We start from the raw sequence: 23,177 nt of genomic DNA on the forward strand, positions 1-23,177 counted from the left end.
AGGACCGTCGCGTCAGCGCTCTCGAGGCAACTTCATCTCTTTGTGGATTTTGATGAGTTCGACGAGGTTTTCGATGCCGAAGTCGGTGAATGCCAGGATCTCGAGGTCGCCGAGGCCATAGACCCAGATCACGCCATCCTCGGGCTCCATTTCATTGGCGACGTCATGGAGGAAGTCGACGCTTTCGCTGAGCTGCGCAGCGATACGATCGATGGTCGTGACGTGAGAGACCTTGTTGACGTGCATGGTCAGGCCGCCAGCGCCGGCGCAGCTTTATCCTTCTGGCGCCAGTTCCACGGCAGCAATTCATCGAGCCGATGCGCCGGATGCGCGGCGATGCGCGCGAGGACGTCGGCGAGCCAGGCCTGCGGATCGACGCCGTTCATCTTCGCTGTGACGATGAGCCCATACATAGCGGCGGCGCGCTCGCCTCCACGGTCAGACCCGCAGAACTGCCATGATTTTCGTCCCAGAGCAATTCCCCGCAGTCCACGCTCGGCTGCATTGTTCGAGACGCAAACGCGCCCGTCGTCGAGGAACAGCGTGAAGGCCGGCCATCGCTTCAGCATATATTGCATCGCTTTGGCAAGATCATGTCCACGCGAGAGCTTGGCGACCTGTTCGCGCATATAGCTCTCGAGCGCGTCGACGAGAGGTCGGCTCGACGCTCGGCGAACGGCGAGGCGTTCTTGCGCGCTCTTGCCGTTGATCGACCTCTCGATCTCGAACAGCGCATCGATGCGGCGCACGATCTCTATCGCGATCGGCGACAAAGGAATCTCCTTTTTCCCCGCCGCCTTGCGACGGACGTTCGCATCGATGTCGGCCATGACGAAGAACGGGCGCCGCGCGTGCGCCCAACACGCCGCTTCGAGAATCGGACCAGGCTTGCGCTCCGCTGCATACAGCTTGTTGTAGCCGTCATAGGCGTCCGCTTGCAGAATGCCGGAGTAGTTCGCCAAATGGGTCTGCGGATGTTCGCCTTTGCGATCACGCGAGTAATAGAAAATCGCAGCGGGCGGTCCGGCGCCGTCGAAGGGCGCATCGTCGCGCACATAGACCCAGCAGCGGCCGGTGTCGGTTTTGCCCTTCGCCAGCACGGGCACGATCGTATCGTCGCCATGCAGGCGCTCGGCAGAGAGAACATGCTCTTCTATGAGAAGGCGCAGTGGCTCGAGCGCGGCGCAAATGGAGCCGATCGCATCGGCCATGGTCGACAAAGCGATCGGCGCGCCTTCGAGCGCATAACGATCCGCCTGACGGTTCAGCGGCTGATGCTGGCCGAACTTCTCGAAAGCGATCATCGCCAAAAGGCTCGGCCCCGCCCAGCCGCGCGGAACGACATGGAATGGCGCCGGCGGCTGCGTGATCTTCTCGCAGTCCCGGCAGGAGAACTTTTCCCGCACGGTCTCGATCACTTTCCACTGACGCGGCGTCGTCTCCAATGTCTGCGTCACATCCTCGCCGAGCTTGCGCAGGCGCTGGCCGCCACAGCAGGCGCAGCTCGTCGGCGCCTCGATCACGACGCGCTCGCGCGGCAGGTGTTCCGGGAAGGTGTTGCGCTCCGGCCGTTTGCGCGCGAAGCCGGCGACCGCCGTCGTCTTCGCGACCGCCTGTTCCGCGGCGATCTCGTCTTCCGTCGCGCTCGCTTCCAGCTCTTCGAACATGAGCGCCAATTGCTCGAGAAGACGCGCCGACCGCTCCGATTTCTGCCCGTATATCTGGCGCTCCAGCTTGGCGATCTGAAGCTTCTGCGCGGCGATCAGCGCCATGTCTTCCGACGCCTTCGCGCGCGCGACGGCGAGCTCGGCTCTCAGCGCGGCGTTTTCGTCCAACAGGGCTTTGCCGATGGCGTCCATATAGCGAGTGAATCACAAATCTTTCGATTTGTGGCGCCCCAAAATGCGTCCGACCCCAGCTTTTTCGCTCATCCCGCGCTTGCTGGACGCCATGTCGATTGCGGATTTCGCCAATCAATTCCCTCGAGCATATAGGCCATCTGGGCGGCCGAAATCGACACCGCGCCCGCGCTCGCCGAGGGCCAGATGAACTTTCCACGGTCGAGCCGCTTGGCGTATAACGACAGGCCGAGCCCGTCGTGCCAGAGGATTTTTGCGAGATCGCCGCGGCGCCCGCGGAAAATGTAGAGGTCACCGGCGTGAGGATCGCGTTGCAACTGCTCTTGAACCTGAAGCGCCAGGCCCTGCATGCCGCGTCGCATATCCGTATGGCCGGTGGCGATCCAGACCCGGCAACCCGCAGGCAAGGGAATCATGAGCGCAGCGCCTTCAAGGTCGCAGCGATCACGGAAGACGGCGCCGTGGCGCTGATCTTCACACGCACGTCGTTCAGCTCGACTTCGACGACGCCGGCCGCGGATTCTTGCAGCGGCTGTTCCTGTGACGTCGCCACTCGCGGAGCGGGCTCGATGATCACCGGCGAAAATCCGCACACAGCGGCGCTCGCCTCCCGCTGCGCCGCGCGCCGCCATTTGTAGACGAGGCTCGTGCAAACATCCTCGCGCCGCGCCACATCGGCGACCACCGCGCCCGGCTCGGCGATCGCCGCCAATATCCGCGTCCGGTCTTCGTTTCTCCATCGGCGCCGTCGTTCGCCGCCCGTGATCAATGTCATCCGACCCATGCTGTGCAGCTTGCCTCGCTCATAAAGCCGACTTAGCTGCGCAGCTTCGCTCTATTCCATCGATTTTGAAAAGGCGGCCCACGGCGTAGGGATACCTTTCACCGGCACATTTCGTTCGAGAAGCTCCTCGGTCTCGCCGCCCATGGCGCGCCCATGAGCTACTGGGACATTATCAACCGCGACAACCCGCGAAAATCGTCCCGACCACTATATGTAGACGAACCTGAGCCAACGGGATAAGCCTCATAGCGTATGTTTGAGTGTTGTGGGGAAAGCCGGCATCGCTCCTCCGCTACTAATCCGCAGGTAATTAATTACAATCAATGTGTTGTCTTACATCGTGGATTCCGCCATCGAGCCGCTACCATCATTCCGGACACACTCTCGCCAGAACAATGCGAGTTCGTTCGCAAGATCGTCGAAAGGATGCGCCGCCAAGATGAAAGCTGGTGAATCCCTTCGCTCACGGCCGCGCTCTTTGTCGCAACAAGGCAGCTTGTTTGTAAGCGTTCACCCGGCGCCATTCTGGCGGCGCGTGGCGTGGAAGTGGTAGCGGTTGGACATGGATAGCAACATCTATGTCTACGCCTATGCGCAGAACTGACACGAACCAGTTCATCGAGGTCCGAGCTGAACGTCTCGAAGGAGCGCCGGTCGGAGAACGTCGACGTTGGTCGGAGGACTTCAAGGACCGGGCGATCACCGCGTCGCTGGAGCCCGGCACGAATGTCTCGGCGCTGGCGCGTTCGCTCGATATCACGCCGTCGCAACTTTTCGGGTGGCGACGCGCCGCCGCTCTCCGCGCGGAAAAGATCGAGCGCCAGGCGCCGGCGGAGCCGCGTGCGGCAAAGACGCGGCGCGTGGAGATAGAACTCGGCGGGGCGGTCGTGCGGGTGAACGCGGATATTTCGGAAGCCGACCTTCGCCGCCTGCTGCGCGCGGTGCGCGAGGCATGATCCCGCCGGGCGCACGGGTGCTGTTGCGGGCGACGGCCGTGGATTTCCGGAAAGGTCCGGAAGGACTGGTTTCCTTGGTTCGGGACGCCGGGGCGGATCCGTTCGACGGCTCCCTCTATGTTTTCCGAGCGAAAAGAGCCGACCGGATCAAGATCGTGTGGTGGGACGGTTCGGGTCTTTGTCTTTTCGCCAAGCGCCTCGAGCATTCGCATTTCTGCTGGCCGACAGCGGGGAGCCACGAGATCCGTCTGAGCTACGCGCAAGTCATGGCGCTGGTCGAAGGGCTCGATTGGCGGCGGGTTCGGTCGGTGGACGTCCGGGCGCCGCAGAGCGCCGGCTGACCTTGGAAAAGACGCGCCGGAAGCGTTGAAAAGTCAAGAAAACGCAGGACTTTCCGCGACGAAAGCGGTACCTTGCGCAGCATGATCGAGCGCTTCGGCGAGCTTCCTGACGATGTCGACGAGCTGAAGGCGCTGGCGCTCGACGCCTTGGCGCGCGTCGATCGTTCAGAGACCGACGCGAAGACTTTACGCTCCCAAACATCGAGCCTGACGGCGAAGGTCGAGGATCTCACGCAAACGAATGCGGCGGCGAAAGCCGAGATCGATCGGCTGACCTCGATCATCAAGACGCTTCATCGCGACCGCTTCGGGAAGCGCTCCGAAAAGCTCGGCGCCGACGCCGCCGAGCAGCAGAGCTTCGTGTTCGAGGAAGTCGAAACCGGGCTCGCGGCGATCGAGACGCGGCTGGCGGCGAAGGTGGATTCCAAGCCGCGCAAGACGCCTCGCGAAAAGCCGCGGTTTCCCGCGCATCTGGAGCGGGTCGAGGAAATCCTGGAGCCCGAGATTCCCGAGGAGCTCCAGGGCAAGGAACGGGTCGAGATCGGGCGGGAGGAGAGTGTCAGGCTCGATGTCGTGCGCGCGCGCTTCCGGCTGATCGTGACGATCCGGCCGAAATACGCCTACAAGGATCCCGCCGCGATCCTGCAAGCGCCGGCGCCCGAGCACATCGTGGAAGCCGGCCTGCCGACGGAAGCGCTGCTCGCGCAAGTCGCGGTGTCGAAATACGCCGACGGGCTGCCGCTCTACCGCCAGGAGGCCATCTACCTTCGCGACGGCGTCGAGCTGGGACGTTCGCTGATGGCGCAATGGATGGGCGCGGTCGGCTTCCACCTCGAGCCGCTGGCGGCGCATGTGCTCGCGCGCATCCGCGAGGGCGAGCGGATCTTCGCTGACGAAACGACGCTGCCCACGCTGAGCCCCGGCGCCGGGAAGACCAAGACGTCTTGGTTGTGGGCCTATGCGCGGGATGATCGGCCGTTCGGAGGCGCGGGACCGCCGATGGTCGCCTACCGGTTCGAGGAGAGCCGATCCGGCGATTGCGCGGCGCGCCACCTGGGTGATTACCGCGGCATCCTGCAATGCGACGGCTATGCGGGATATCGCAAGCTCGCGGGCGCTCCGCATGCCAACGGGCTGCGTCTGGCCGGATGCTGGGCCCATCTGCGCCGCCGGTTCTTCGAGCTCCAGGCGAACGGCGAGTCGGCCGTCGCGACGGCCACGGTCGAGCAGATGAGGCTGCTGTGGGCCGTCGAGGAAGAGGTCCGCAGGCGCGCCTGGCGGCGCGAAGGGCGACGTCGGCCGACATCGTGCAGGCCTTGTTCGATCTCTGGGAGCGCGAGCTGCCGCGCATCTCCGGCAAATCGAAATTGGCCGAGGCGATCCGCTATGCCCGTTCGCATCGAGCGGTTCTCGGACTCTTCCTCGACGATGGCCGCGTCGAAATCGACTCCAACATTGTCGAGCGGGCGATCCGGCCCCAGGCCATCACGCGCAAGAACTCGCTCTTCGCCGGGTCCGCTGGCGGAGGACGGACGTGGGCCTCCATCGCCACCATGCTTCAGACTTGCAAAATGAACGGCGTCGATCCCTACGCCTGGGCCCAGCAGACCCTCGAACGAATCGCCGACCGATGGCCCAACAAGAACATCGAGGCGCTCATGCCCTGGAATTTCAAGCCCACCGAGTGAACGGCGCCGGGTGTACGCTTACGCTTGTTTCCGGTCTCGAAACTTGGTCTCGATTTTTAAACAATCACGTATCCATTGGCTTTTGCCGAATAGATGGGTTCCTGTTCATTTCGAGGTCGCGAGCGTCGTCCACGAGAACTTCACGGATCGAGCGACGAGCGTCTGCTAAAAGCGTCCGCGGCTTCGCCAAGCCTCGATCTGAATCGATCCTTCTGGCCGAGCGCCGATCGCGATTGACTCTAACAAAATTAATTGGAATTCTCTTCCTGTTACAGCCGTCGACCACGGGCTACAGCATTTCTTTTCAAAGGATTTCCGAATGGCTTTCGAACATCTCGTCATTGTTCTTCCGGGAATCAGCGGCAGCGTTCTCGCTAAGGACGGAAAGGAAATCTGGGGGTCTTCGGCGGAGGCGATCTGGCGCGCTGTCACCACGGGCGGAGACAGCATTCGGCAGCTTCGGCTTCCCGCGCCCGACGACCCGAACGTCGACGATCTCGGCGACGGCGTCACGGCGACCGGCCTCGCGCCCGATCTGCACATCATCCCCGGTCTTTGGAAAATCGACGGCTATAGCGGGCTCGTGCGACGGCTGCGGGAGGAGCTCGGCCTCGAGCCCGACAAGAATCTGCTGACCTTTCCCTATGATTGGCGGCGCGACAATCGCGTATCCGCGCGACGGCTCGAGCGCTTCGCCAATGAGAAGCTCGACGCCTGGCGCAAGGCCTCGGGAAATCGCGACGCCAAAATCGTCTTCGTCGTCCACTCGATGGGCGGGCTCGTCGCGCGCTGGTTCCTCGAGGTCCTCGGCGGCTGGAGGGTCGCCCGCGCGCTGGTGAGCTTCGGCACGCCCTATCGCGGATCGCTCAACGCCCTCGGCTATCTTGCCAACGGCTATGCGCAGAGCGTCGGGCCGCTCTCGCTCGATCTCACCGACACTCTGAAATCCTTCAGCTCTGTCTATCAATTGCTGCCGGCGTTCGAATGTGTGGACCGCGGCGGCGGGCGGCTCGAGCGGGTCGGCGAAATCGTCGGCCTGCCGGGCGTCGACGCAGCGCGCGCCGCCGAGGCGCTGGAGTTCTATCGCAAGATGCGAGAGGCGCAGGAGGCGAACGCCCGAACACAGGACTATGTCGATGGGAAATACGAGATCTTTCCCATAGTCGGTATCGCTCAGCCAACCTTTCAGTCGGCGATCGTCTCCGATCAGGGAGTGACGCTCTCGCGGACTATCGGAGGCAAGGATGAGAGCGGCGACGGCACCGTGCCGCGCGTTTCCGCCGTGCCGTTGGAGCTCGATCATGGGCATAAGGAAACATTCGTAGCCGAGACGCATGGCTCCTTGCAGAATTTCGAGGCGGCGCTGGTCCAGCTCGTCGGCGCGCTGACGGGGCTCGACATCGATCTCGGCCATTATCGCTTCGCCGCGAACACCGTCTCTCTGGACATAGACGACGTCTATCCTGTCGAGGAGGTCACGATTCGCGCGACGCCCTCCATCGACGTTCCTGTCAGCGCCAGGATCGTTCCGGCTTCGGCGGGCGGACCTGCCGTCGATCTCCCTCTCACGCCGCAGGACGGCGTCTACGTGGGGCGGACCCGCCTCGAGCCGGGAGCGTATCGCGTGGCTGTCGTCGCCGATTTCCACAGCGGGCCGGCGCGTGCCAACGATATTTTCCTCGTGCATTCCGCCTGAGGTCCACAGCGACCGAGCGGCCTCGCAATCGGAGCGTCGTGATGACTGAGCCGGAGCGCATCGAGCTTGAGATCGTCTTACGCAGCGGCGACATAGCGAAAGTCGCGACGCCTTTCGTCGTCTGCCCGCATTATGAGGGACTGCCGCTCGCGGGCGCCGCCAAGGCGTTCGACAGGCTGGCCGATTCCTGGCTGGCGCGCGCGCTCGAGCTCGGCATGATCAGCCTGACGCTCGGGCGCATCTTTCCGATCACGCTGAAGCAATTCGTCGCCGAGCCGCTTCCGGTCGAAATGCTGTTGCTCGTCGGCATGGGCGAGCCCGGCGCGATGACGGCCGATGATTTACGATTTCTGTTCTCCAATGTGACGATCGCCGTCGAGGCGATGGGCGGGAAGAGCTTCGCCTCGGCGCTCGTGGGCACGCGCCGCAAGGAGTTCTCCATCGACACGGCGGTGCGCGCCTTCGTCGAAGGGGTTATCGACGGCCATCAGCGCCTCGTCGCCATCGCCGCGCAATCGCCGCGGAAGGGGGAGCGGCTCGCGACGACGGCGAAGCGGGTTCTCTCGGTCACGCTCGTCATCGACGACGAGCGCAAATTCGCGGAGATCGAGGAGGCGTTCGGCCGCACCGCCGAGGATGTCGCGGCTGAATTGCTGGTGACGACGCGGCGTGGCGAGCCGCTGGCGCCCGGCCCCGGCGAGGTGGGTGACGACGCCGAGGAGCGTGACGAGGAAGAGCTGGTCACGCTGCTACGGGTGACGCGGCGGAGCGGGCCGGCCATTCCCGGCTCGCGGCCGGAGTTCGACATTTACGAATTCTCGGCCGCATGCGACCGCGCCGTCGTCGCGCTACGCGAGCATGAGGTCAGCCGCTTTCTCCTCCAAAGGATTCCAGAACGTCTGATCACGGCGAGGAATCCCGGATTGCGCGATCGGCTCGCGAGATTTCTGCAGGCCCTCGTCGCGCCGCGCGATTTCGAAGGCCTGCTCACCGCGGCCGACTGCGTCACGGTCGAGGTCGACGAGGCCGCGGCGCGCATCCCATGGGAAATGATGGCGCATCGCACGCAGAGCGGACGCACCAGATATCTTGGCGGACAGATTTTGATCTCGCGCCAGATGCGCACGGCCGCCGGGCCGCCGCCGAGCTCGCCGCCGCCGCTGAACCGTCAGCTCCGCATCCTCGTCGTCGCCGACCCGGCCTCGGGCGAGCTGGCGTTGCCCAAGGCGCGCGAGGAGGGATGGGCGGTCGTGGACATGATCGAGCGCGCCTGTCGGGCCTGGGAGGGGGTCTATGATTTTCGCGTGACGATACGTGTCGGCTCAGCGCAGGACGGCGATCCCGAGCTCGAGCGCCGCCTCGGCCGATACGCCGCCCTGGACGGGCGCTTCGTCCAGAGCGCCGCGGCTTGCGAGCCGGTCGAGATCGCGATGCTGCTGGTCGATGAGCAATTCGATCTGGTGCATTACGCGGGGCATGGATTTTTCGACGAGGCGCGGCGAGCGGCGGGATGGGTGCTCGACCGCGGCTATCGCGTGACGGCGCGAGACCTTTTCTGTGTGCGGCAGGTGCCGCGGCTCGTCTTCGCCAACGCCTGCTATTCCTCCGTCGTGCCCGAAAACGCGGTCGAGCCGTCCGACGGCGCCGGCCAGCGCAGCCGCCTCGTCGGCGCCGCGCAGGCGTTCTTCGCTCGGGGGATTCCGAACTATATCGGCGCCGGCTGGGCGGTCGACGATTATTGGGGGCGCGTTTTCGCCGAGCAATTCTACGCGCGCGCGCTCGGCCTGTCGACGAAGGCCGGCGCCGCCGCGCGCGAGCCGGACACGATCGGCAAAGCTCTGCTCGGCGCTCGCAGAACGACCTTTCAGATGAGCGGCGACGATTGCGCGACCTGGGCCGCCTATCAGCATTACGGACGCGCGCAGGACCGGCTTCTGGCGCGCGCCGGCGCGCCACATCCGAGTTCCGACCGAGAGGCGGAGCCGCCGGGAGAAAGCGTCGCCGCCGCCGTCGCGGCGGAGGCTTCCGCCGGCGAAGGGCGAGGAGAGGGCGACGAAGGCGCCGAGCTCGTCTATTTCAACGGCGTCGACGCCGAAACCGGCCGCTACGCCGTCGCGCCGATGTCTGTCGCCGAGCTCGGCAAGATCGCGCGCGCCCGTCCCAATGTCGGGGCTTTCGCTGTCACGCGCGGCGAGCAGGCGCGCAGCTTCGGCCTGCCGCCCGGTGTCGACTATGGGAAAATCGAGGAGGCGGGCTGGGGCGTCATCTTCTTCGAAGCCGCCTCCCTAGACGTGGCGGACGCGCTGAAGCCCCTGCTCGATCGGCGCAAGGCGCAGGCAGGCGCGCTGTTCAAGACTTTGTCCTACAAGCGCGGAGAGGAGACTCGAGAGTGGCGTCGCCGCTACAATGTGACGCCCGGCTCGCTCGACCCGCAGGCGGTTCCCTATTATCTGCTCATCGTCGGGCCGCCCGATCAGATCCCCTTCGAATTCCAATATCTGCTCGGCGTCGACTTCGCGGTCGGACGGCTCGCCTTCGACCAGATCGCCGACTATGAACGCTATGCGGCCTCGATCGTCGCCTATGAGCAGCCGGGCTCGGCTCCGATCAATGGCAAGGAAGTCGTCTATTGGGGCACGCGTCATCCGGGCGACGAGGCGACGGACCTCAGCGCGACCGAGCTGGTGACGCCGCTCGCCCGCGGCGTCGCCGGCGCGACGCCCCGCCTCGCAAAGCCAGTGAATGAGGAATGCGCCTTCGCGGAGCGCCTTCTCCTCGGCGACAACGCGACCAAAGCGGCCCTCGTCGCGACGTTACGCGGCCCCAAGCCGCCGGCTCTTCTGTTCACCGCCTCGCATGGAATGGAGGTGGGCAGCGGCCGGCCGCACCAGCGCGAAATCCAGGGAGCACTGTTGTGCCAGGATTGGCAAGGCTTCGGCCGCATCGGCCCGGACGCCTATATGGCCGCCGCCGATGTGCCGGACGACGCCAATGTGCATGGCCTGATGGCCTTTTTCTTCGCCTGCTTCGGCGGCGGCACGCCGGACCTGGACCAATTTCTGCTCGACCCCGATCAGGCGGGCCGGCTGCAGCCGCTGGCGCCGCAGCCCTTCATCGCCGCGCTGCCGCAACGGCTGCTGGCGCATCCGGCGGGCGGCGCATTGGCCGTCGTCGCCCATGTCGATCGCGCCTGGGGCTATTCGATCCGACCGCCCAAATCCACGGCCGCGCAGATCGGGCCGTTCCGCGAGAGCCTCAATTATGTGATGCGCGGCGAGCCGGTGGGACATGCGGTGAAGGACCAGTTCGGCGGCCATTTCGCGTCGCTGTCGACGACGCTGCTCAGCGCGGTGTCGCCCACCGCCGCGGCGGCGTCGCGAATGAGCGACAAGGACCTCGTCGCCTATTGGCTGCAACGCAACGACGCGCAGAATTATGTGACATTGGGCGATCCTGCGGCGCGGCTGCGGGTCGACGCATTGACTTGAGCATCGACGGAGCCGATCGTCATGAGCGAAGCTGTTCTCGAGAAAATTTCCGACGCCGTCCGCAACGCCTTCGCGCCGGTCCTGCCGGCGGTCGCCGCCGCGCGAGCGAAGCTCTCTGCCGATGCGACGGTGATCGCCGTGCGCCCCGGCTACGCCTATCCGGCGACGGGCGCACCGATTCCTGCCGTCGTCGTCGCCGTTCAGCCCGGAACGGCGACGCAGCCCGCCTCCGCGCTCGCGGCGGAACTCGGCGTTCCGGTCGTGATCGCGGATGCGACGGTCGAAGAGCAGCTCGCGAAGGAAGAGCCTTCCGCGCCGTCTTTCGGCGCGCCGGGAGCGCCGACTTCCGCTTTCGAGCGTCTCATCGTCGGCGACGAGGCGCTCGCATTCGCGCCGCCGAAGACCGGCGCCTACACTCCGCCGGAACCGCCGAATCTTCCGCTCGTGAAAGAGCGCATGCAGCTCACTGTCTGCGTCAGTCCGGAGGCCGGCTGGAGCGAGCTGGAGAGCTTTCTCGGCGAGACCCGTAGGCGCCTCACCGTCGCCATGTATCAATTCACTGCGCCGCATATTTTCGACGCCGTGAAGGCCGCTGTCGCGCCGGCGGGGCGCGAGTTCGAGCTCGTGCTCCATCCGGTGCCCGAGAAGCCGCCGTCTTCCGGCGTCAAGGCAGATGATCTCGAGGAGGTCGCCGGCGTCGTCGACCCTCTGTCGGAGACGCTGAAGTCGCGTTTCGAGCTCGCCTGGGCGACGCTGCATTCGCGCGCCAATCCGGACGGCCTGTGGGCCTCCGCCTATCACATCAAAGTCGCCGTGCGGGATGGCGACGCGGTGTGGTGCTCAAGCGGAAATTGGCAATCGTCGAACCAGCCGAACATCCGCCTCTTCGGCCCGCAACGCGACCGGCCGCCGGTCGGATTCCAACGCAAATACAATCGCGACTATCACGCGATCATCGTCGATCCGAAGATCGCGTCGATCTTCGAGGGCTATATCGCGCGCGACCACGATCTCGCCGCGGCGCAGGCGGCGGCGGCACAACCAAGCGCCGAACCCGATCTCTTCGTTCCCGAAGAGCCCGAAGCGCCGGCCGCCTTCGCGCGGCCGCCGCGCTATTTCGAGCCTTTGCGCCTCGATCGCGAAGTCTCGGTGCAGCCGCTGCTGACGCCCGACAATTACGCCGAACATGCGCTCGAACTGATCCGCTCGGCGCGCGAGAGCGTCAGATTCCAAAATCAATATATCAATTTTCGCGGAACGAACGAGGATTTCGCCGAGTTCAAGCTGCTCGTCGGGGCGTTGAAAAGCAAGATCGACGCCAGCGTCGACGTGCGGATCATCTGCCGCGATCTCATGAAGCAGGAGAGCCTCGATATTCTCATCGCGCTCGGCTTTCCAAAAGAGACATTTCGCTTTCAACCGGCTTGTCACAACAAGACGATCATCGTCGACGGCAAGCGTGTCATGTTCGGCAGCCATAATTGGTCCAACGAGGGCGTGAAGACGAATCGCGACGCGAGTCTCGTTTTCGACGACGAGGAGATCGCACAATATCTCGCCGAAATTTACGATTACGACTGGGACAATCTGGCGACCGCGCATCCGGCCGCCTCGCGCCCGCGCGTCGCGCATAGCGGCGACCCGACACCCGCCGGAATGCGCCGCGTTTCCTATTCCGCGGTATATGACGAATGATTCCGGCGCGGCGAGGGTGAGACGATCCGATGTCGTTCGATGAACGACATCGGAACGAGCATTCGACATCAACGTCGTTCGTCGCTTCGCTCGATTCCGCGCAGCTTTCGCCGCAGATCAATCTCGATCGATTCGAGCCGGCTGTCCGGATGCGCGCTCATGAAATCCTCGACGAGGCGAAGTCCATTTCGATAGGCGGACGCCGGCTCCTCGTCGCGCCGTTTCGAGCGGCTCGCAGCCAGAAGTTTCAACGCGTCGCCATAGATTTCATAGGTCTCCGCGGCCTCTCGAGTCCGCTCCTGGTTGTCCTTCGCTTGACCGAGAAGAGAAACGCGAATTCTGACAGCCGCGAAAGCATCATTGACTGCGGCGTTCGCTTCTTTTCGCTTCATTTCGATCGTCGCCAATTTTTCATGGGCGGTCGCCGCCAGCTTAAAGTCGTCGGCCGAACGACGTCTGTCTGTCGCCGCATTCACCACTTCTAGAGCCTCTCCGTAGCTCGACGATGCGCGTGAAAAATCTTGTTGGTCGGCCCATCTGTCGCCGAAAACAATGAACGCAGCAACGAGCGAGCGACGCCAATCGTCTTGTTCAGGGTGCTCGTTGACCACCGCGCTCCAAATATTCAGCGCCGTCCGCGCATGTTCCGGGTCGACGAATTTCGTGACGGCGCCGATCGATTCGATCACGTTGCCGAGCCCATCTCTGGATGTTTTGTCGTGCGGGTCCGCCTGGACGAGACCCCTTCTCAGGTAGAGAGCTTTTTCAAACTGCTGCAGTGCTTCGTCGTATTTCTCGATGCCCTGATAGAGTTTCCCGAACTCGTGCCGGGTTCTTGCGAGATTGGATCGATAGACAGCGTTCTCCCGATTCGTCTCGACCAGCCGTTCTCTGATTTCAAGTGCGCGTTTGAATTCGTCCGTCGCCTCCGACCTGCGCCCGCTTTTTGCAAAGAATTCTGCGAGCCTCTCGTGCGCGTCGCCGATCATTTTGGAAGCCTCAGGATCCGACGGCTCTTCCGCCAAAAATCTTTCTCCCAGGGAAAGCGACTCCGTGTAATGCTGTTGCGCCAACTTGAACGCGCTCTTCTTGAAATACAAGTCCGCCATCTTGTTTTCGATGAAAGCGGCGCGCGAGAGGTTCTCGCGCGAAGACTGTACCCGAGCGACGTCGAGCGCGGACCTATAGCGCTGCAGCGCCTCGTGATCGTCCTTATCCGTTTTGCGTTGCGCCAAATTATCGCCAGCTCTGTAGAGCGCCTTGTAGCGTTTCCCGCGCCACTCGTCGCTCTTTGGGTCGGCGTTCAAATGGCGTTGCGCTAGATCCTTCGCCTTCTCCGCCAGGGTGAGCGCTTCCTCGTAATCTCCGATCGTGTAATAGACATTGGAAAATTCGAGCAGGACATCTGCTCGAAGGGCGTCGAGCTCCGGCCGATCTTCGACGGCAGCAAAAATCTCTTTCGTGGGCGTCAAGAGGTCCTTTGCGGTGGCGACGGTAATAGTCCCTCTCAGTCGCTCGCTGGAGACGACTTTCAACGTCTCTTCGACAGAATGAAGAGCTTTCGTGGCGCTCGCGAGCGCGGCCTGTCTTTCGTGACTAGCTTGGTGCCCATTTATAATCGCAAGGATGGCGAATATAGTCGCAATGATCACCAACGCGAGCATCCCCAAAGCGACGTCTCTCCATGTACGGAGTTTCCGGTACTCCCGGTCCCGAGCCGTCGCTTTGCTCACCTTGACGAACTCTTTCAACTCCGGTGCCGCTCCCGCAATCGCTTCCGCTTCGTCAAGCGCGTCTCCCGTCAAGAGATAGCTCGCCGCGGCGCCCGACTCCCGCCATCGCCTCGCCATTGCGACGAATTGGAGCTTCTTTTCCGATGCGACGCGATCGTCCTGCAGCCAAGCGCGTAAGCGCGGCCAAGCATCGATGAGCGCCTCATGCGCGAGGTCGAATCGATCCTCTTGCGGAGAAGCGCCTGGAGTGAAACGAAGAAGCCCTGCCTCGACGAGGCGCTCAAGAACAGAAGACATCTCCTTCGCCCGAGCGCTCTGCGTCAGGGCATCGCGCGTTACGCGGCGCCGGATAAAAGTGCCGTCCAAGTTCGGTCGCACCAGCTCGAGAAAAAGGCATTTCGCCGCCTCCTTCTCATCGGGTGGAAGCGCTCCGAATATCGCTTCGGCGGTGCGCTGGAGAGCCTCGTGCGGTCGGCCGACCTTGTCATAGTCGTCCCAGGTCACGATATTCCGGCCGTGATCGTTCCAGAGCTTTCCGAGGGTGAATTGCAGAGCCGGCAACGCCGTCACATCGCCAGCGATATCCTTGACGATGTCGTCGACGACGCCATCGGCGAAACGGAGACCGATCGCCCGCGCCGGAAGCTCGATAATGCGACGCGTCTCATCGGCGGTGAGCGGCGGCAATACGAAGCGCGCGTCGACGCCGCTGGCGAGCGGCGCGAGCGCTGGCAATTGAAGAGCAGACTGCTCGCTACGCTTGTCGACGATCACGATCGCTCTGTTCGCATCGTCGCCTCCAGGGCAGGCCTTCGATAAGGCCGAGGCGAACTTCGCGCGGGTCTGCTCATCGGCACCGAGGGTGAATATCTCTTCGAACTGATCGACGACGAAAATGACGGGGCGCGCCGGAAAGAGGGCGTCGAGCAGATCATGGAGACGCTCGGGAGCGTGTTCCACGATCTTCTTCTGCTGAAAAATCCGTTCGTTCGACGCATCGTCGCCCGCCGCTTCGTGCAAGCGGGCCAGCAATGTCGCGAATGGGTCGGCGCCGGGCGAGAAGGAGAGAAGAACTGGATTCTTCTGTTCCCGGCGCATGGCCGATTTGAGCTGCGGCACGACGCCGGCCATGACGAAGGAGGTCTTGCCGCAGCCCATTTGTCCGACGACGAGAACGATCGGCTTCTCGCGCAATGTTTCGACGAGCCGGTTCGCGGCCCCCTCCCGACCGTGGAACTGCTCGGCGTCGGCTTCACCGAAGGCGCTCAATCCTTTATATGGATTTGGCGCTGTGCTGACGTCGGGCGCGCTCGCGGAGTCGAATGCGTCGAGCTGCGGCAAGGCCGCGGAGAGCGCTCCCGGCTCGTCTCCTTCGAACAGATCCGAGGCCCAATAGGAGATGACGTTCTGCGCGACTTCTCGATCAGAGGGATCATAGAGACGCCGGCCGGTCGCTTTGACTCGATCGATGAGCTTGCGGATCTCGGGAACGAGATCACGCCAGTGTCCTTTGCGGCCGACGACCTGCATCATCGTGATGTGATCGGCCCGCAGCTTCTCCAGCGATTCGTAGGGTGCGGCCGGGCTCTCAAATTCTTTCGGCATGGTCGAGCTCCTCGACGAGCAATCGCAGCGGTTCGCGAATGTTGGTGGTGATGTCGCTGCAAAGGCTTTTGAGCGATTTATCGACCCGGGAAAAATGATTGCGAATATTTTTGCTGAATTCTCCGAACGCCGCCCTGACGGTCCGAGGATCGTTCTCGAGCCGCTGATCGATCGAAGCGACATGGATTGCGCTCGTCTTCGCCCAACCGTCGTCTCCCGCCTTTGCCGCGAGAGGACGAACGCCTTCCTTTATCAAGTCCCAAACGATCGTGAAATTCGCGATCGAATCGCGTGTCTTCTGCGCGAGACAATCCTCCGCCTCCCATAGGTTTTTCTCGACGTCCTGCCAGTCCCTGTGCTCCCGGACCTTCTCCTCGAGCCGGGACGACAGTCGCCGTATCGAGTCAAGCGATTCGGAGAGTTGCCGCGGGCGAGCTGCGTTCGCGCCGGTCTCTTCGATCACTCTTTCTATCGTCTTCGCCAGTTCGTCGAGCGGAAGTTTGCGTGCGACGATGGTCAAAAGTCTGTTGATGCGTTTCGGCTCACCCCGAAGCGTGGCTTTTATGCAGAGGAGGGGCTTGCGAAAAAGACGGTCGTCTGGATGCTGCAACGAGGCCCCCAGCTCGGCGACGGCCGATTCGAGCGCTGTCACCCACTCCGTTTCCTGGTCACGAACGGCGGCGTCGTCCGGCAAACCTTCGGCTGCGGCGCGTGCGTCGCGGCAAATGTCGTCGAGCTCGTCGATATAGGCATATAGTTCCGCTTCCGCCTGTATGTCGGGGAGCTGATTGGCGGCGACGTAGATCACATCATAGAGCTTCACCTGAATATCATGCAGGCAGTCATGCAACGTCTTATAATTGAACAGGACGTTGATGTCCTTTCGTAGCTCCTCCAGCATCTCGCGTGACGGCGCTATGACGGCCCGCACCGAAGGCTCGGATTTCATTCGGTGCTGGGTGTTCACGAGAGCTCTCGCCGAATTGCGCGCATCGAGTTGCTGGAGCGCCGGAGGCCAGTTGTCGGCGATCATCTTGTGCAGCTCCGGCGCGTCGCTTTCTTGGAGAAAGCAGACGAGCAGATCGGTGGTCACGTCGCGTTCGTGGGCTTTATCGAGAAGCTCGTAAACCACTTGGTTTTTGGAGTTTCCCCAAGCGATTTCGTCGCGGAAACCGACGCCCATGCCCTGTGCGACCACCCGCTCTATCGTCTCGACGTCGAAATGAGCGGCGATACAATCGTGCAGCGCTTTGCTCAGAGGATTACGATCTTGTTCGACGTCCATGACGTCGGTGGCGTTCATGGCTCGACCTGCCCATGACATCGGGAAATCATCGTTTCATCGACTTCGTAATTCGACGTTTCCGACGAGGCGCTGTCGGATGGCGGCGATGGGGATCCCTTGATTGAACTTCGGACTCTTCCAGGCAGGGTCGCCCATATGGTGAAGCGCCATCAAACGCCAATCTATGTTGAAACAGGGCGAGCCCGACGAACCGCGATCGGTGTTGGTGGCATAGCGCAGGCGCGTGCCGTTTGCATTGAGACCGATGACGCCATTCGTGTCGAGCGCAAGCTTGATCGGCGCGCCATTCGGATGTTGAACGATCGCCAGGGGCTGGCCCGGCTCGATCGTCGCCGACGCCTCGGGGATCGTGATCCATCCACGGCGCGGCGAGCCCGAGCTCTTGCCGACGGGAGCCGCCCCCACTGGAGCCGCCAGTCTTATCAATGCATAGTCGAGTTCGTCCGCGGCGGGGAGCTCGCGGTCCGGGTCGCCGTTGGCCTCGGCTCGACTGTACCGGCTCAGGTCGACGCGCCATGCGGAATCGTGCAGTCGAATAGCGACGCCTTCGAGCACCGAGCCGTCAGAGAGAACTTTGTAGTCGAATCGACACACTGTCCGTGACGGCGAGGCATTTCCTTCGATCAGCGGCTCCAGCACATGATAGTTCGTGAGCACGAGTTCAGGGCCGACGAGAAAGCCAGTTCCCGTCGGCTCGCCGTCCAGCTCTATGCGGCACACTTGGCGTTCTATTCGCGCCATGTTTTCGTGCCATATGCCCATATCGATGAAATGGAGCCGCGGCGACACGAGCGCCTCGAGGCTACTGGACGTGGTCCATTCGGGCGAGTCCGCGACGGCGACGCCGGCTCGCTGATACGCGAGCTGCGGCGACAGACCGAGTTTTTCATATATTTGCCGCACCTTCCGATTGCGGGGGCGTTCGAGATAAACGCCACGCGCAAGATCCACCACGATCGGCGATCCTTGGCGCTCCGCCCATTCGAGAAGTTCGAAAGCCATCTGGTTGGTCGGCCCCGCCGCGACGATTTCCCTCAGATTGAGGTTCAAGTGAAAGCGCGCCAACGCCGTGAGGTCGAACGCGTCGAACGCGTCGACGAGCGCCCGTTGAAATTCGCGAAATTCGACGCCTGGCATCATTTTTTTGCGGTCTTTCCGACTTCGGCCACGGGCCCTTCGGCGGCCCCCTTCGAGAGCGATTAGGGCGGAGAGGCGATGAGCCCCGCGCCGCGGTCAGCGATGGTGACGCCGGAAGCGAAACAGTCTGTGCGGGCCGACGCGAGCATTTGCGCCAGGACCTGCTGAGCGCTGGGATTGACGGCCCCGGATTTGCGCAGCGATTCCCACCATAGCGCCGCTACGCCGGCGACATGCGGACAAGCCATGCTGGTCCCGTTCAGCTTCCGCAGACCTCCACCGGCCTTGACTGAAAGAATGTTGACACCGGGAGCCGCTATTTGCGGGAAGGTGTTCGAGAAAAAGGCGACACTGAGCTTTTTGTCCGGTCGCCGCTCCAGGGCTCCGACAGAAACGACCCCTTCTGCGGCGGCGGGAAGCGACGCTGCGATTTTGAATTCAGGGTTTTCGTTCGTGCGGCTCTCGTTTCCTGCGGCGGCGACGATGACCGGTCCGGGACGAAACGCCGTCATGGCCGCCGCCATGCGCATCACCGCATCAAACATCCGCAGATTGCCTCTATAGGCCTCTAACGCATTAGATGTGGCGAGATCCGCCGGCCAGCCATTTTCTATACGCTGCTTCACCAATCCCGGAAAATCGAAGCCGAGCGACATGGAAACGACTTGCGCGCCATTTTCGAGAGCCCACTGGAGACCGCGAAAAATCATGTCGGATTCGCCAGATCCGTCATCGCGGAGAACCTTGCCTATGAGCGCCTTTTCGACGCCACGCGCGACACCGATTCGCAGTCCATCGACGTTTCGACCAAAAATAGTCCCGGCGCAATGGCTTCCATGTCCCTGGCGATCACCATTACCAAATCCAGAGAAATCCATTTCCACGAGGTCTACGCCGTCAAAGGCAGGATGAGCTTTATCGATGCCCGTATCCAAAATGCAAACGACGACGCCTTTTCCCGAACATGACGATGCGTCGGCGCCCACTGCGGTGACGCCCCAGGCTGCGTCATCCGCGTTGCTCCCTCCGCTCTCGGCGACCGCCATCGGCCGGATCAGCGTGATCGGCATGATCGGGGCTATCGCCTCGACATGAGGATCGGTTGCGACAGAGCCGACGTCGTTCATGTCGAACTCATGAACATCGAGCCGAGGCTCTGGAGGAGCGATCGTCGATATGTTCGGTCTGTTCGACTCGAACGAAGTGGACCTTTTCTGGCCGGCCGCCAAGTTTCTGAGAACCGCGTATTTTGGCATCTCGGGCCTCCTTGGAGGGGCTGTCGGCATTTTGAATTCGGGCTATCTTGCCGAATGCTGAGAATTTTCTGAGTTTCATTTAGAATTCGAATCGTTCGGCATAGGCCTGTCGATGAGCCGCAGCCGCATATAGAGGCGGCTAAACAATCTGCAAGCGGGCGGGCAGGTCATCGCAGTGCTATCTCACCCGCCGCAGGCGAGCGTGATCGGTGGTGCGGCACTTGCGCTTCAGAACATGGGGTTGCGAGATCTCTGCCCTGCGGTAGAGCGATTGGGGCCGGCGGGGCACGATTTGGCAATTCCTCGAGATCACGGTCGTGATTTGACGCTCGAGGGTCAAGAATTCAATGGACAATTGCGAATTCTAGGGGGCGGACTGGCCCTCCACGAATTGCTCGACCTCAGCGGATATGCTCCGGTTCCGAATTAGGTCGTCCCGCCATCGGAGCGTCTGTCATGAATCGACGGAGAGAGCCGTTTTTCAAATTTCTTTCGACTTGCGTTACGATCTGCGTAACGAGCGCTACGCTTTGTGGCTGCGGGATTATTCCCGACGCTTTTCCATTGCTGGGTCACAAGGAAAAGAAAGCGCTGTTCACCGCCGTGATCAGAGGTGTTCAGTGCGAGATTAGGCGCGCCGTGATTGAGCAACTCGATGATCCTGTTTATGGCGGTCGCGTGGCTTGGCTGAAGGATTGGTCGGCGCTCATCAATCTACAGCTGACTTTCGATGAAGCGCTCGCTTTCAACCCGGGAGTCACTTTGAAGACCCCAAATCTACCGGACGCGATCGTTTGGAGAGCGGACGGCACGACTCGCACGTTGCCACAACTCTATTCGGAGTGGGAGGACGCCTCGACGGCGATCGGAGCCGTACGGAAACGATCGAGTATTTTTATCCTTTCGACAATTTCGGGAATCGTAACGAAAGAGAGGATCGAGAGCTTCCCTGCTATCACGCGCAATCATTCTACATCGTGGGCGACTTGAAATTACGAGATTGGCTGGACGACGTATTGGAGCCGTTCAAACAGTGCGCTTTTGTCGGCTCTGCGGGCACCGGACGCTCGGGCGCGCTTGTCGGCATAGGGGAAGGAGCTTCGGGAGAGTCGAGTTGCAACGAGGAGGAGCTTCGGGAGTTCGGAAAGGGCAAGGACAATCCGATCAAGATATTCGCGCACAATGTCTCGTTTCGACTGACGATCGGCGCGAGCGCTTCACCGAGCTGGAATTTCGTCCGCATCGATGCTCCGCTGTCAGCCGCATTGTTCAATGTCAACAGAACGGATACGAGCACTCTGATCATTACGCTCGGCTCTGCGTCCACGAAGGAGGTCATCGCGCGGCGCGAGAAGGAGAGACCAAAGGTCAAATTGGTGCGCACTCCTTCCAGGGAAATGGACGACAACCAAGCTGCATTGCGCATAGGTGCAGCAGTGGCTAACGCAAACGCGGCGATGGTATTGCCTCGCTGAGACACGCAGCACTTCTCGGGCGCTCCGCGCCTGTGAGAAAGTCACGGGGAATAGCAACGGGGGTGGACGCCCTGCACATTGCCGATCGTCAAACGAGTTCCGCAACGGTGCTCGCGGGTGATGCGCGCGATCGGAGGCAATAGCGTATATTTGGGTGTTGTGGGGAAAGCCGGTATCGCTCCTCCGCTACCATTCAACATGTTGATTTCTCTTGTCATTTTCCAGCGCCGTTTTCCGCCCGCGTCGAGGTTTGACAAAAAACTCAGTCCGGTTTGACAGACTTTGTTCGCCGCCTGTTCAGCTCGTCGCCGAATGACACCGCGACGCCGCCCATCTTCCGGCGGAGGTCTGCACCCTTGGAGTAGTGCCGCGCCATCTCGATCGTCCGTTGCCCGAGCGCGTCGGCGATCGTGCGTTCGTCGTGTCCCGCCTCCCGCAGGATGACCGCGACAGTATGCCGCAGCCCATAGAGCGTGAGGCCGAGCCCGATCGCGTCCTTTTCCTCGAGCTTGATCCGCAGCGTCCGCCATGAGGCTCGAAAGCCGTCGAGCGTCCAGGGGCGGCCCGCCGAGTTGGCGCATAGGGTGAGTGCGTCATGTCGCGGCGCGGCTTTCAGCACATCGTCCAGCGGCGAGGGAACCGGCCAGAACACCGGCTCACCTGTTTTTGCCCGGCGCGTCGCAATCTCGCCGTCGCGCCAGTAATTGCGCGGGAGTGTCAGCGCATCCTTCGGCCCGAGGCCAGTCATCATCATGAGCGCGATAGCCGGCCGCATGTGCGCCGGCGCCGCGTCGAGCACTGCGTGGCGCTCCGAGTCCGTCCAGGGGCGGTTCGGCTCGGCGGCGCCCCTCGGTCGACGAATATCCTTGATGCCTGTCGCCGGGTTGTCCGCCAGATAACCGCGTTCCGCGCCCCAGCCGAAAATGATCGAAAGAACCGCCTTCACATAATTGCCGCGCGTCGCCCCTTGCTCCCCGCCGCCTTGTCCCGGATACGAACCACGAGCGGCCGATCGAATCGCACGAGCGCCGTGTCGGCGATCGGTCGCAAATAATCGAATGTCTTCTGATAGTCGCTCTGCGTTTGCGGCGCGAGGGTCTGAAACGACGAGCGCGACCGGTAGTCGCGGATCAGCAGGCCGAGCGTGCCCGGCTTCTCTTTCGCGGCCTTCGCCTCGGCGAGCGCCGCGATGCGCGTGCATTCGGCGAAGAACTCGGCCGGCCGAGCGGCGTCTTTTCGAGGTCGACGGCCGTCCGCGTCTTGCGATGATAGGCGCGCCATTTACCGTGACGGTCTTTGAAGATTTGAAAGCCGCGCAGTTTGATTTTCGTCATCCGAGACGCCTCACGATGTCGTCGGCGTCCGCGGCCGCGCCGCCCTTCAGCGCGTCAATCCAAGCGTCCAGATCGCGGACGTCGTATCGCGTGTCGCCGTTCGGAAACTTCACGGGCGCGACCTTACATTCGACCTCGAAGCGCTTCACCGGCCGGCCGCAATGATGCGCGGCCTCGGCCTTGGTCAGCATCCTTTTCGGAATGAAGCTGAGTTGAACCGTCGCGCTCGTCACGACGTCTCTCCTGTGTTGCAGATTGCGGCGTCGACGATCGCCCCTGTCTCAGGAAATAGGGAGTCCGTTGAGCCTCACGAGCACACTCGTCGCGCTTCCAACGGCGGCCTTCATCGCCACTCCAATCCGGGGGTTGCTCGGGGCCGCGCTGGTGAGCTTTTTCTCGCTCGCATTGAAATAGACCTTGTCGCCGACGGAGAATGTATCGCCGGCATGCTTCGCGAGATCGAAGCCGCCTTCGGTCATGATTTCGACCGACTCGCCGGCTGCCGCCGATTTGCTGGCGACGCCGAACAGCGCGCCGATGAGAACAGGATCGCCGGAGGCGACGCCGCCGGACGGCGCCGTCACCGTGACGATCTCCGCCAGCTGAACGAAATTTTTCATGTCAGAGTCCTTTCGAAGAAGTGACGCGGACGGAGTTGATCCGTCCGCCGCGCAGCTGCGCGACATAGGCCTTCAATTCGCCGATGTTCGCGCGCGCATATTTGACCGTTTTCCCGTTGTGAGTGACTTCGACGACGCCGCCGGTCGTCAGCAGCTTGTGAAGCGCCGCCTCTGCATCAGCCAGCTTTTCCGCCTCCGTCATGG

Annotated in this window: 21 protein-coding genes and 1 pseudogene; 9 read left to right on the forward strand and 13 right to left on the reverse strand. The window is 62.5% G+C overall.

Going from position 1 to position 23,177, the window contains the following annotated elements; translation table 11 throughout:
• Positions 1-12: 12 nt before the first annotated feature.
• The 4 genes from CQW49_RS08045 to tnpA all read right to left on the reverse strand — a co-directional run bounded on the left by CQW49_RS08045 (position 13) and on the right by tnpA (position 2,634).
• Positions 13-246: a hypothetical protein gene (locus CQW49_RS08045; RefSeq protein WP_003616132.1), complete on the reverse strand. Its 234-nt coding sequence runs from the start codon at positions 244-246 to the stop codon at positions 13-15.
• Between the two features lie 2 nt (positions 247-248).
• Positions 249-1,859: an IS66 family transposase gene (tnpC, locus tag CQW49_RS08050; RefSeq protein ID WP_003616133.1), complete on the reverse strand. Its 1,611-nt coding sequence runs from the start codon at positions 1,857-1,859 to the stop codon at positions 249-251.
• Positions 1,860-1,927: 68 nt separating this feature from the next.
• A complete protein-coding gene (tnpB, locus tag CQW49_RS08055; protein ID WP_024749862.1) occupies positions 1,928-2,275 on the reverse strand; it encodes an IS66 family insertion sequence element accessory protein TnpB in 348 nt (115 codons plus the stop codon).
• Positions 2,272-2,634, reverse strand: coding sequence for an IS66-like element accessory protein TnpA (gene tnpA, locus CQW49_RS08060; RefSeq protein ID WP_051418692.1), 363 nt, complete (start codon positions 2,632-2,634; stop codon positions 2,272-2,274). Before tnpA ends, tnpB (CQW49_RS08055) begins: the two co-directional genes overlap by 4 nt.
• 587 nt (positions 2,635-3,221) lie before the next feature.
• Between tnpA and CQW49_RS08065 the strand changes: the two genes are divergently transcribed.
• The 6 genes and pseudogenes from CQW49_RS08065 to CQW49_RS08090 all read left to right on the forward strand — a co-directional run bounded on the left by CQW49_RS08065 (position 3,222) and on the right by CQW49_RS08090 (position 12,507).
• Positions 3,222-3,599: a transposase gene (locus CQW49_RS08065; RefSeq protein WP_003613712.1), complete on the forward strand. Its 378-nt coding sequence runs from the start codon at positions 3,222-3,224 to the stop codon at positions 3,597-3,599.
• The gene (tnpB, locus tag CQW49_RS08070; RefSeq protein ID WP_003613706.1) at positions 3,596-3,940 is read left to right on the forward strand and encodes an IS66 family insertion sequence element accessory protein TnpB; all 345 of its coding nucleotides are present in this window, start codon (positions 3,596-3,598) and stop codon (positions 3,938-3,940) included. Before CQW49_RS08065 ends, tnpB (CQW49_RS08070) begins: the two co-directional genes overlap by 4 nt.
• 81 nt (positions 3,941-4,021) lie before the next feature.
• Positions 4,022-5,628 (forward strand): annotated as a pseudogene (gene tnpC / locus CQW49_RS08075) (IS66 family transposase).
• Between the two features lie 319 nt (positions 5,629-5,947).
• Positions 5,948-7,324 (forward strand): lecithin--cholesterol acyltransferase, encoded by a 1,377-nt coding sequence (locus tag CQW49_RS08080; protein ID WP_003613704.1) that lies wholly within the window; start codon positions 5,948-5,950, stop codon positions 7,322-7,324.
• Between the two features lie 41 nt (positions 7,325-7,365).
• Positions 7,366-10,812, forward strand: a complete 3,447-nt coding sequence (locus tag CQW49_RS08085) for a CHAT domain-containing protein (RefSeq protein WP_003613703.1) — start codon at positions 7,366-7,368, stop codon at positions 10,810-10,812.
• Between the two features lie 21 nt (positions 10,813-10,833).
• The gene (locus CQW49_RS08090; RefSeq protein WP_003613702.1) at positions 10,834-12,507 is read left to right on the forward strand and encodes a phospholipase D-like domain-containing protein; all 1,674 of its coding nucleotides are present in this window, start codon (positions 10,834-10,836) and stop codon (positions 12,505-12,507) included.
• Between the two features lie 68 nt (positions 12,508-12,575).
• On the opposite strand, the gene CQW49_RS08095 is transcribed toward CQW49_RS08090, so the two are convergent.
• The 4 genes from CQW49_RS08095 to CQW49_RS08110 are packed head-to-tail and all read right to left on the reverse strand — an operon-like array spanning position 12,576 to position 19,415.
• On the reverse strand, positions 12,576-15,845 hold the full coding sequence (locus CQW49_RS08095; protein ID WP_003613701.1) for an nSTAND1 domain-containing NTPase: 3,270 nt from the start codon (positions 15,843-15,845) through the stop codon (positions 12,576-12,578).
• Positions 15,829-17,148, reverse strand: coding sequence for a hypothetical protein (locus CQW49_RS25065; RefSeq protein WP_003613699.1), 1,320 nt, complete (start codon positions 17,146-17,148; stop codon positions 15,829-15,831). The genes CQW49_RS08095 and CQW49_RS25065 overlap by 17 nt, the downstream gene beginning before the upstream one ends.
• Before the next feature lie 36 nt (positions 17,149-17,184).
• Positions 17,185-18,291 carry a trypsin-like peptidase domain-containing protein gene (locus CQW49_RS08105; protein WP_003613698.1) on the reverse strand — a complete coding sequence of 369 codons (1,107 nt, stop codon included), beginning with the start codon at positions 18,289-18,291 and terminating at the stop codon, positions 17,185-17,187.
• Between the two features lie 59 nt (positions 18,292-18,350).
• On the reverse strand, positions 18,351-19,415 hold the full coding sequence (locus CQW49_RS08110) for a S8 family peptidase (RefSeq protein WP_003613697.1): 1,065 nt from the start codon (positions 19,413-19,415) through the stop codon (positions 18,351-18,353).
• 49 nt (positions 19,416-19,464) lie between these two features.
• On the opposite strand from CQW49_RS08110, the gene CQW49_RS25070 reads away from it, so the two are divergent.
• The 3 genes from CQW49_RS25070 to CQW49_RS08115 all read left to right on the forward strand — a co-directional run bounded on the left by CQW49_RS25070 (position 19,465) and on the right by CQW49_RS08115 (position 21,019).
• A complete protein-coding gene (locus CQW49_RS25070; protein ID WP_003613696.1) occupies positions 19,465-19,605 on the forward strand; it encodes a hypothetical protein in 141 nt (46 codons plus the stop codon).
• A 395-nt stretch (positions 19,606-20,000) separates the two neighbouring features.
• Positions 20,001-20,534 (forward strand): hypothetical protein, encoded by a 534-nt coding sequence (locus CQW49_RS24485; protein WP_003613695.1) that lies wholly within the window; start codon positions 20,001-20,003, stop codon positions 20,532-20,534.
• Positions 20,522-21,019, forward strand: a complete 498-nt coding sequence (locus CQW49_RS08115) for a hypothetical protein (RefSeq protein WP_024749860.1) — start codon at positions 20,522-20,524, stop codon at positions 21,017-21,019. Before CQW49_RS24485 ends, CQW49_RS08115 begins: the two co-directional genes overlap by 13 nt.
• Positions 21,020-21,281: 262 nt before the next feature.
• Here the strand turns inward: CQW49_RS08115 and CQW49_RS25525 are convergent, their stop codons facing one another.
• From CQW49_RS25525 to gpW, 5 genes are read right to left on the reverse strand one after another with little or no spacing between them, the layout of a single operon-like run.
• Positions 21,282-21,965 (reverse strand): tyrosine-type recombinase/integrase, encoded by a 684-nt coding sequence (locus tag CQW49_RS25525; RefSeq protein WP_003613694.1) that lies wholly within the window; start codon positions 21,963-21,965, stop codon positions 21,282-21,284.
• Entirely contained in the window at positions 21,962-22,300 is a 339-nt protein-coding gene (locus tag CQW49_RS25530; protein ID WP_003613693.1) for a hypothetical protein, read from the reverse strand. The genes CQW49_RS25525 and CQW49_RS25530 overlap by 4 nt, the downstream gene beginning before the upstream one ends.
• A gap of 49 nt (positions 22,301-22,349) precedes the next feature.
• Positions 22,350-22,586, reverse strand: coding sequence for a hypothetical protein (locus tag CQW49_RS08125; RefSeq protein ID WP_003613691.1), 237 nt, complete (start codon positions 22,584-22,586; stop codon positions 22,350-22,352).
• Between the two features lie 48 nt (positions 22,587-22,634).
• On the reverse strand, positions 22,635-22,973 hold the full coding sequence (locus tag CQW49_RS08130; RefSeq protein WP_003613690.1) for a DUF2190 family protein: 339 nt from the start codon (positions 22,971-22,973) through the stop codon (positions 22,635-22,637).
• A gap of 1 nt (position 22,974) precedes the next feature.
• Positions 22,975-23,175, reverse strand: a complete 201-nt coding sequence (gene gpW / locus CQW49_RS08135; protein ID WP_003613689.1) for a gpW family head-tail joining protein — start codon at positions 23,173-23,175, stop codon at positions 22,975-22,977.
• Between the last annotated feature and the right edge of the window lie 2 nt (positions 23,176-23,177).

It is taken from the genome of Methylosinus trichosporium OB3b (assembly GCF_002752655.1).
Lineage (GTDB): Bacteria > Pseudomonadota > Alphaproteobacteria > Rhizobiales > Beijerinckiaceae > Methylosinus > Methylosinus trichosporium.